The sequence below is a fragment of the Catenulispora sp. GP43 genome (assembly GCF_041260665.1).
In the GTDB taxonomy this organism is placed as follows: Bacteria; Actinomycetota; Actinomycetes; order Streptomycetales; family Catenulisporaceae; genus Catenulispora.
The window spans coordinates 50,523-57,525 of record NZ_JBGCCT010000022.1 but is presented as its reverse complement, the minus strand read 5'-3'; the positions used below and the strand labels follow the sequence as shown (position 1 = coordinate 57,525).

Below are 7,003 nucleotides of genomic sequence, written 5' to 3'. Positions count from 1 at the left end.
GTTCACCGCCGGGCCTGCTCGACGTTGGTGCGGCGCTGTTCCAGGCGCGTGGCCGAGACGACCTCGCCGCCGCGCAGCGTCACCTCGACGGGAGCGGGCCGGCTCAGGAAGTGCACCAGACTCGCGGACAGGCCGTAGGCGCCGACGTTCGGGATCGTCACCAGATCTCCGGGCGCCAGCGACGGCAGCTCGACGTTCCGGCCGAGGCTGTCGCCCGGTGTGCAAAGCGGCCCGACCAGGCTGCCGCGTTCGGCCGCCGGCTCCTGGCCCGGTTCGAACTGGACGGCGGCCGGCAGCAGGCGGCCGATCCCGGACAGGCCGCCCAGGACGTTGATGCCCGCGTCGAGCACGACGAACGGACCGCCGCGGCCCCGCTTGACGTTGACCACCCGGGCCACCAGGCACCCGCTCCCGGCCACGAGGTAACGTCCTGATTCGCACACCGGCCGCGGCCGGCCGGCACGCCAGTCCGGCAGATGCAGGTCGAGCAGGCGGACGAGTTCGGCGCGCAGCTTCGGATACGGCGTGCGGCGGCCCGGCACCGCGTACGGGGCGGCGAATCCCCCGCCGAGGTCCAGCAGCTCCAGCGGAAGGCCATGATCGCGGCCGAGGGCGGCAGCCGTCGCGATGACGTGCTCGTACTCGGCGAGCAGGCTGTCGGCGTCGGCGGCGTTGCTCATGGTGAAGAAGTGCGCGCCGACCACCCGGGTGCCCGGCGTGCGCAGGAGCGCGGGCAGGGTCTCGGCTATGGTCTCGCCGTCGATGCCGAACTGGGAGGGCCGCCCGGTCATCCGGATGCCGGTGGCCGCACCGGCCGAAGCGATGTTCAGCCGGAGCAGGCAGCGCGCGGTGACGCCCTGCCGCAGCGCGCCGGCGCCGATGTGCCGCAGGTCCGACGGGGACTCGGCGGAGAAGGTGCGCACGCCGAGGCTGATAGCCCGGTCGAGTTCGGCGTCGGTCTTGCCGGGCCCGGTGTACAGGCAGTTCCCGGCCGGGTGGCCGCCGGCGAGCGCCGCGTCCAGTTCGCCGGTCGAGCTGACCTCGGCCCGGCACATCCGCTCCGCGCCCTCGCGCGCCGCTCGGACGAGGTCGACATGCGGGTTGGCCTTCAGCGCGTAGTAGAGCTCGAATCCTTCGGGCAACGACGCGACCAGCTCGTCGCGCGCCGTGGTCACCTCGTCGAGGTCGTAGACGTACAACGGGGTGCCATAGCGCTCAGCCAGCTCGGCAACGTCGGGCGCGGTCATCGGCGGGCCCGGTCCGCGGTCACGTGCGCCGCGTCGATCAGGCGGGCCAGTTCGGCGGTCGCGTTCTTTCCGTGCGCGGTCAACGGGAACTCGGCCACGACATGGCAGATCGCGGGCACCTTGGCCGGCTCCAGACGGCGCGCAAGTTCGCGGAGCACTGTGTGCCCGGGCAGGTCGGCTTCCACACACAGCGCAAGGTCGCGCTCCCCGTCCGGCGGGACCGCGCCGGCCGCGCGGACGCCGGGGATGTCCATCGCGGCGGCCTCGATCTCCAAGGTGCTCATCCGGATTCCCCTGCGTTTGAACATGTCGTCGCGGCGGCCCTCGAAGTAGAGGTAGCCGTCCTCGTCGAGGCGGCCGTAGTCGCCGGTGTGCAGCCGGGGCTCGCCGGTGGCCGGATCGCGGCGGAAGGCGCGGGCGGTCAGTTCCGCGGACCGCCAGTAGCCGGGCATCACGTGCCGGCCGGCCGCGACGATCTCCCCGGTCTGCCCGGGCGGCAGCTCGCGCCCGGCGTCGTCGAGGATCAGCACTCTGGTACCGGGCAGCGGCAGGCCCACCGAGTCGGGCCGTTGGTCGTCCTGGTCCGGGGGCATGATCGAGATGCGCTTGCACTCGGTCTGCCCGAACTGCCGCACCACGCGTGTCCCGGGGAACGCCGCCCGCAGCGCCTCCGTCGTGGACGCGGGCAGCGCGGCGCCGGTGTTGGTGAACAGGCGGACCGGGGCGCGGCCGGCGGACGGGTCCTCGCGGGCGGCGAGCGTGGTCAGCATCGCGGCGAGTGAGGGCACGATCGGCACGATCGTCGCTCCGACCTCGCGCATCCGGCGCAGCAGGGCGAGGTCGGACTCCTCTCCCGCGAGCACGATCTGCGACCGGCCCAGGCAGGCCAGCAGGACCTTGTAGAGGCCGTAGTCCCAGGACAGCGGGAAGCGGCAGAAGACCACGTCGTCCGGCCGGTAGCCGAGCACCGCCTGAATGGCGCGGGAGGCGAAGGTGATCTGGGCGTGCGGTTCGATCACGCCTTTGGGCTCCGCGGTGCTGCCCGAGGTGTAGACGAGTACTGCGACATCCTCCGGGTGCGCCCCGGCGGCCTTGGCCCGCGCGCCTTGCTCGCGCAGCGACTCGACTTCGTGCCAGACGCCGTCGAAGCCGTGTACCGGTGTGTCGGTGAGCTCGCGCAGGCGCGGCGTCTCGGCGTCGGCGGCAACGATCAGCCGGGGCTCGGCGCTGTCGATGACCGATCCGAGATGGAAGGGCTTCATCGCCGGGTTGATCGGGACGAACACCGCGCCGTGCCGGGAGGTCCCGTAGAACATCGCGGTCTGCGGGCACGCGGTGGGCAACTGGACGAGGATCCGGTCACCGGGGCCGACACCGTGCCCGGCCAGCCAGGCGGCGAAGGCGTGGCTGTGCTCGTCGAGTTCGCGGTAGGTCCACGCGCCGACCGCGTCGCGCACCGCCGTGGCGTCGGGGACCTCGCCCGCGGCTTCGTCGAGCACTGTGTGGACGAAAGCGGCCGGACCGTTCGCCACGAAAGGGGCCTCCGGCACGGCCGGGTGCAGCGCGAGCGCGTGTTCGGTCAGCCGGGCGCGGTCGATCTTCCGGTTGGCGTTCACAGGGAATTCCTCCACGTGGTGGAAGTGACGCGGCACCACGGTCTCGGGCAGCGTTTCGCGCAGTCGTACGGCGAGCTCGACGGGGCGCACGGCCTCGCCGGTGTAGAACACGACGAGTTCGGTGGTGCCGTGTTTCGGGACGCCGACCACGACCGCGTCGCGCACCGGGGTCCCGGTGCGCAGCGCGTGCTCGACCTCGGCGGGTTCGATACGCCAGCCGTGCACCTGGACCTGGGAGTCCGCACGGCCCAGGTAGGCCAGTTCGCCCCCTTCGATCCGGCGCACACGGTCGCCGGTGCGGTACCAGCGCCGGCCCTCGCGGTGCACGAACCGGCCGGTCTCGTCGGCCGGGTCGAGGTAGCCGGGGCTCAGCTGCGGCCCGGTGACGCAGAGCTCGCCCTCGTCCTCGACGACCTGGCCGCTCTCGTCAAGCAGGACATGGTCGTGTCCGCCGTGCACGCTCCCGATGGGCACGACGCCGTTGACGGCCAGCGCCGCCGAACGCGGCTCCGACCACCGGTGTACGGCAACGGTCACGGTCAGCTCGGTGGGCCCGTAGAGGTTCTCAAGGGTCGAATTCGACGCGGCGCGCTGCCAGTCGGCGGCGTCGCGGCACAGCAGCGCCTCGCCGGCGAACAGGGACCAGCGCAGGCCCGGCAGGGAACCGGGGAACAGTCCGCTGGTGCGCCGGGCCAGCGCGATCGCTCCGGGAGTGGAGAACCACACGGTGACCCGCCGCTCGTTCAGGAACGCGGGCAGATCGCGGTAGGCGTACGGCGGCACGGTCTGCAGGCTCGCCCCCGCACCCCACGCGGTGAACAGATCGAAGACGGCGCAGTCGAAGTTCAGGTCGAAGGACTGCGAGAAGACGTCGCCGGGGCCGAAGTCGTAGCGGGCGTCGAGCAGCCCGAAGTAGTGCCCGGTCGCGCCGTGCGTGACAGCCACGCCCTTGGGACGCCCGGTTGATCCCGAGGTGAACAGGATGAAGGCGGGATCCTCGGGGCGGACGCCGCGGGGCTCGTCGAGCGCGGTCGACGCGGGAGTGGATCGGGGCCCGAACACGGCGACATCCGCGCGTTCGCCGAGCAGTTCGGATGTGAGCGCCGCACCCCACTCGTCGACGATGAGCGCGGTGGCGCCGGATGCTTCGAGCATCCGCCGGGTTCGGGCCGCGGGGAAGTCGGGGCGGAGCGGCACGACCGCGGCCCCGGCGTACAGACCGGCGAGGATGCCCGCGTAAGCAACCGGCTCCTTGTCCGCGAGGACCGCAACGGTGCGGGCGCCGGTCTCGGCAAGGGCCCCGGCCTGCCGCAGTGCCCTGTCATGCAGCTCTTCGTAGGTGGCGGACGCACCGGCGCAGCACACAGCCGGGCCGCGCGGGGTCAGCGCGAGCCCGCGCAGAAAGCGCTCATGCACAGCGCCCGCGACTACCCTTTCCATGTTCTCCTCTCTACCGCGAAGGGAATTCCTACGGGGCTATGTTGCGTCAGACACACTTCTCGGTATGCTCCGGCTCATGTGGGATTCGCAATTCGAGCAACTCATCCGCAGCTACCTGCCGTTTCTCCCGGAACGCGAACCGCTTGAGGAGAACACCTCACTCCGGGAATACGGACTTGATTCCTTGGGCACGGTGGAACTCCTCTCGGTACTGGAATCCGAATACCAAATGCGTTTCCCGGAAGAGTCTCTGACTATGGAGACCTTTGCGACCCCGGCCGTTCTGTGGCTGGCGCTCGCGGCGGTGCGCTCAACGACCACCACCTGATCCGCCGGGTGCCGGGCCGGCCCGGCGGCGCGGCTGCAGGGCGAGCCAAGGGGTGGCCGAGACCACCTCGAAGGCCCTCGTCGTGCAGCCGACCCGGCCGAACAGGCTGTCCGGCCCGGCCACGCAGACCCGCTCGACACCGAGGCCGCGCAGCCCGGCGACGGCCTCGGGCCAGCGCAGCGGGCGGACGAAGCTGTCGAGCAGCATGGCCCGCGCTCCCGTACCGTCCTTCACCACGGATCCGTCCTGGTCGGCGATCAGCGGCAGGAGCGGGTCGGCGAATGCGAGTTCTGCGAGAACCTCCTCGGCGACCATGCGGCGCAGCCCGTCGAACGCGGAGGAGTGCATCGGCGGGCGCATCGTGTAGAGGGAGAGGCCACCCAGCGAGCGCACGGAGCGCTCCAGCCACTCCAGATCCGTCTCCCGCAGCGAGACCATGAACAGGTCACGATCGATGTAGCAGGAGATGTCCGACCAGCCGCCACGCGCGGCGTGCCCGTCAAGCAGCTCCCTGACCCGCTCCTCGGGAACCCGGGCGAACGAGTGGGTCACCACGTCGCAGTGCTCGACGGCGAAGTACTCCTGAAGGCAGCGCGCGATCCGGGCCGTCATCCACACCCCGTCCTCGAAGGACAGCGCCCCGACGCGCACGGCGGCCGGCTTCTCGCCGAAGCTCGGCCCGACGCAGGCGATCGGCTCGATGCCGAGCTCGTCCTCGGCCCACTCGGCGAGCGCGAGGCAGGCCACGAAGAAGGACACCTGCGCGTACTCGGAATAGTCGCCTTCGGCGGCGGCGAAGCGGTCCGTCAGCGGGTAGCCGAGGCGGGCGTCGGCGGTGGCGGTCAGGCGCCGGGCGCGCCGGTCGAGCAGCAGGAACCTGCCGAGGTCGGCGAACCGGGTCGGCCCCATGCCGGGGAAGACCAGGGCGGTGCCCGGGCCGGGCAGGTCGTCGTCGCTCATCGGGATCGCGTCTCCAGGCCGGAGAGGAAACCGGAGACCACCGCGTGGAAACGCTCGGGCTCCTCCAGATGGGGCACGTGGCTGGAGTCCTCGAAGATCTCCCAGCGGGCATCCGGGATCAGCTCGTCGAACGGACGGACCGTCACCGGGGTGGCCTCGTCGTACCGGCCGGACAGGACCAGCGTCGGCACGGAGATCTCGGGCAGCCGGTCCTCGACCGACCAGTCCCGCAACGTGCCGATGACGTGGAACTCGCTCGGGCCGTTCATCGTCCGGTAGACCGTCGGGTTGTCGGCCGTCTCCATGAAGGAGGCGAGGTAGTCCCGGGGCCACGGTTCGATGCGGCAGACATGCCGGCCGTAGAACACCCGCATCGCCTCGAAGTACTCGTCGGAGTCCGTGGTGCCGGCTGCCTCGTGCCGCCGCAGTACCTCGTCCACGCCGTCGGGCAGAGCGGCGCGCAGCACCTCCATCTCGCTGCGCCACAACCGGTACGAGGCCGGGGCGTTGGCGATGATCAGACCCCGCAGTCCGGCGGGCCGGTCGGCGGCGTGCCGCGCGGCGAGCATGCCTCCCCAGGACTGCCCGAACAGCACGTAGCGCTCGGCGATGCCGAGCCCTTCCAGCAGGTTCGCCAGCTCGTCCAGGAACAGGCCGGGCGTCCAGAACTCCGCGCCGCGGTCGGGCAGTCGGGTGGATCCGCCGTTGCCGAGCTGGTCGTAGTGCACGACCGCCCGGCCGTCCTCGGCCATCGAGCTCAGCGCGAGGAGGTAGTCGTGGCTGCTGCCGGGACCACCGTGCACGACGACCAGCGGCGGCGCTTCGCCGTCCAGCCTTCCGGTGACCCGGTACCACGTCCGGAACTCTCCGAACGGCAGCCAACCTGTGGCGACTGAGGCCACCGCCATGTTCGCTCTCCTCGCACGCGGGACAACCTCGATCATGCCCTCGGCCGTCTGCCGTGGCAGCCCCTGAATGACATCCCGGGAACGGACAGAAATTAGGGGCCGAAGGCCGCTTTGTCCGAATCCGGGGTAGCTAGGGGTCGGCCCGGATTCGGCAGCACGGCTGCCGCCAAACCGGTTCACTCCGGCTTCGATCCCGGGGGAGGCGATCGAGTCGGTCCGCGATGTGCCGGACCACCTCGGGGGCGTGCTCGGCCAGGTAGAAGTGGCCGCCGGGAAAGACCCGCAGATCGAAGTCACGGTTCGCCGCGGCGGTCCTGGCGTCCGGGATATTGCACGGCGAGCACTTCGACCTTCGGCGCCAGGGCCTGCGACACCGGGCGGAAAAAGGACGCTGATCCGCCCGCGTGCGGAAGGCACAGTAGGCGGACGGGAGCGTCCGGCGACGGGTGGTACCTGCGGATCCACAGGTCACGGTCGATGGCTACAGGCATGGTGGGCACTCGG

The 7,003-nt window shown here is 71.3% G+C and carries 5 protein-coding genes and 2 pseudogenes; 1 reads left to right on the top strand and 6 read right to left on the bottom strand.

Annotated elements, in window-relative coordinates; genetic code table 11:
• Window positions 1-2: 2 nt before the first annotated feature.
• From ABH926_RS35675 to ABH926_RS35665, 3 genes and pseudogenes are all read right to left on the bottom strand, one after another.
• Entirely contained in the window at window positions 3-1,247 is a 1,245-nt protein-coding gene (locus ABH926_RS35675; RefSeq protein WP_370370375.1) for a type III PLP-dependent enzyme, read from the bottom strand.
• Window positions 1,244-2,779 carry an AMP-binding protein gene (locus ABH926_RS35670; RefSeq protein WP_370370445.1) on the bottom strand — a complete coding sequence of 512 codons (1,536 nt, stop codon included), beginning with the start codon at window positions 2,777-2,779 and terminating at the stop codon, window positions 1,244-1,246. The genes ABH926_RS35675 and ABH926_RS35670 overlap by 4 nt, the downstream gene beginning before the upstream one ends.
• A gap of 450 nt (window positions 2,780-3,229) precedes the next feature.
• Window positions 3,230-4,303, bottom strand: a pseudogene (locus ABH926_RS35665) (AMP-binding protein); the annotation flags it as partial.
• Between the two features lie 76 nt (window positions 4,304-4,379).
• On the opposite strand from ABH926_RS35665, the gene ABH926_RS35660 reads away from it, so the two are divergent.
• The gene (locus tag ABH926_RS35660) at window positions 4,380-4,631 is read left to right on the top strand and encodes an acyl carrier protein (protein WP_370370374.1); all 252 of its coding nucleotides are present in this window, start codon (window positions 4,380-4,382) and stop codon (window positions 4,629-4,631) included.
• Here ABH926_RS35660 and ABH926_RS35655 read toward each other — a convergent pair.
• The 3 genes and pseudogenes from ABH926_RS35655 to ABH926_RS35645 all read right to left on the bottom strand — a co-directional run.
• Complete coding sequence (locus ABH926_RS35655; RefSeq protein ID WP_370370373.1) at window positions 4,614-5,591, bottom strand: ACP S-malonyltransferase; 978 nt, start codon at window positions 5,589-5,591, stop codon at window positions 4,614-4,616. The two genes, ABH926_RS35660 and ABH926_RS35655, sit on opposite strands and share 18 nt — an antisense overlap.
• On the bottom strand, window positions 5,588-6,499 hold the full coding sequence (locus ABH926_RS35650; protein ID WP_370370372.1) for a proline iminopeptidase-family hydrolase: 912 nt from the start codon (window positions 6,497-6,499) through the stop codon (window positions 5,588-5,590). The genes ABH926_RS35655 and ABH926_RS35650 overlap by 4 nt, the downstream gene beginning before the upstream one ends.
• A 296-nt stretch (window positions 6,500-6,795) precedes the next feature.
• A pseudogene (locus ABH926_RS35645) lies at window positions 6,796-6,990 on the bottom strand (thioesterase II family protein); the annotation flags it as partial.
• Window positions 6,991-7,003 lie beyond the last annotated feature (13 nt).

Excerpts from the sequence above, each read along its gene's own strand:
- ABH926_RS35675 (WP_370370375.1), bottom strand. The coding sequence starts at position 1,247 with ATGACCGCGCCCGACGTTGCCGAGCTGGCTGAGCGCTATGGCACCCCG.
- ABH926_RS35655 (WP_370370373.1), bottom strand. The coding sequence starts at position 5,591 with ATGAGCGACGACGACCTGCCCGGCCCGGGCACCGCCCTGGTCTTCCCC.
- ABH926_RS35650 (WP_370370372.1), bottom strand. The coding sequence starts at position 6,499 with ATGGCGGTGGCCTCAGTCGCCACAGGTTGGCTGCCGTTCGGAGAGTTC.
- ABH926_RS35660 (WP_370370374.1), top strand. The coding sequence starts at position 4,380 with ATGTGGGATTCGCAATTCGAGCAACTCATCCGCAGCTACCTGCCGTTT.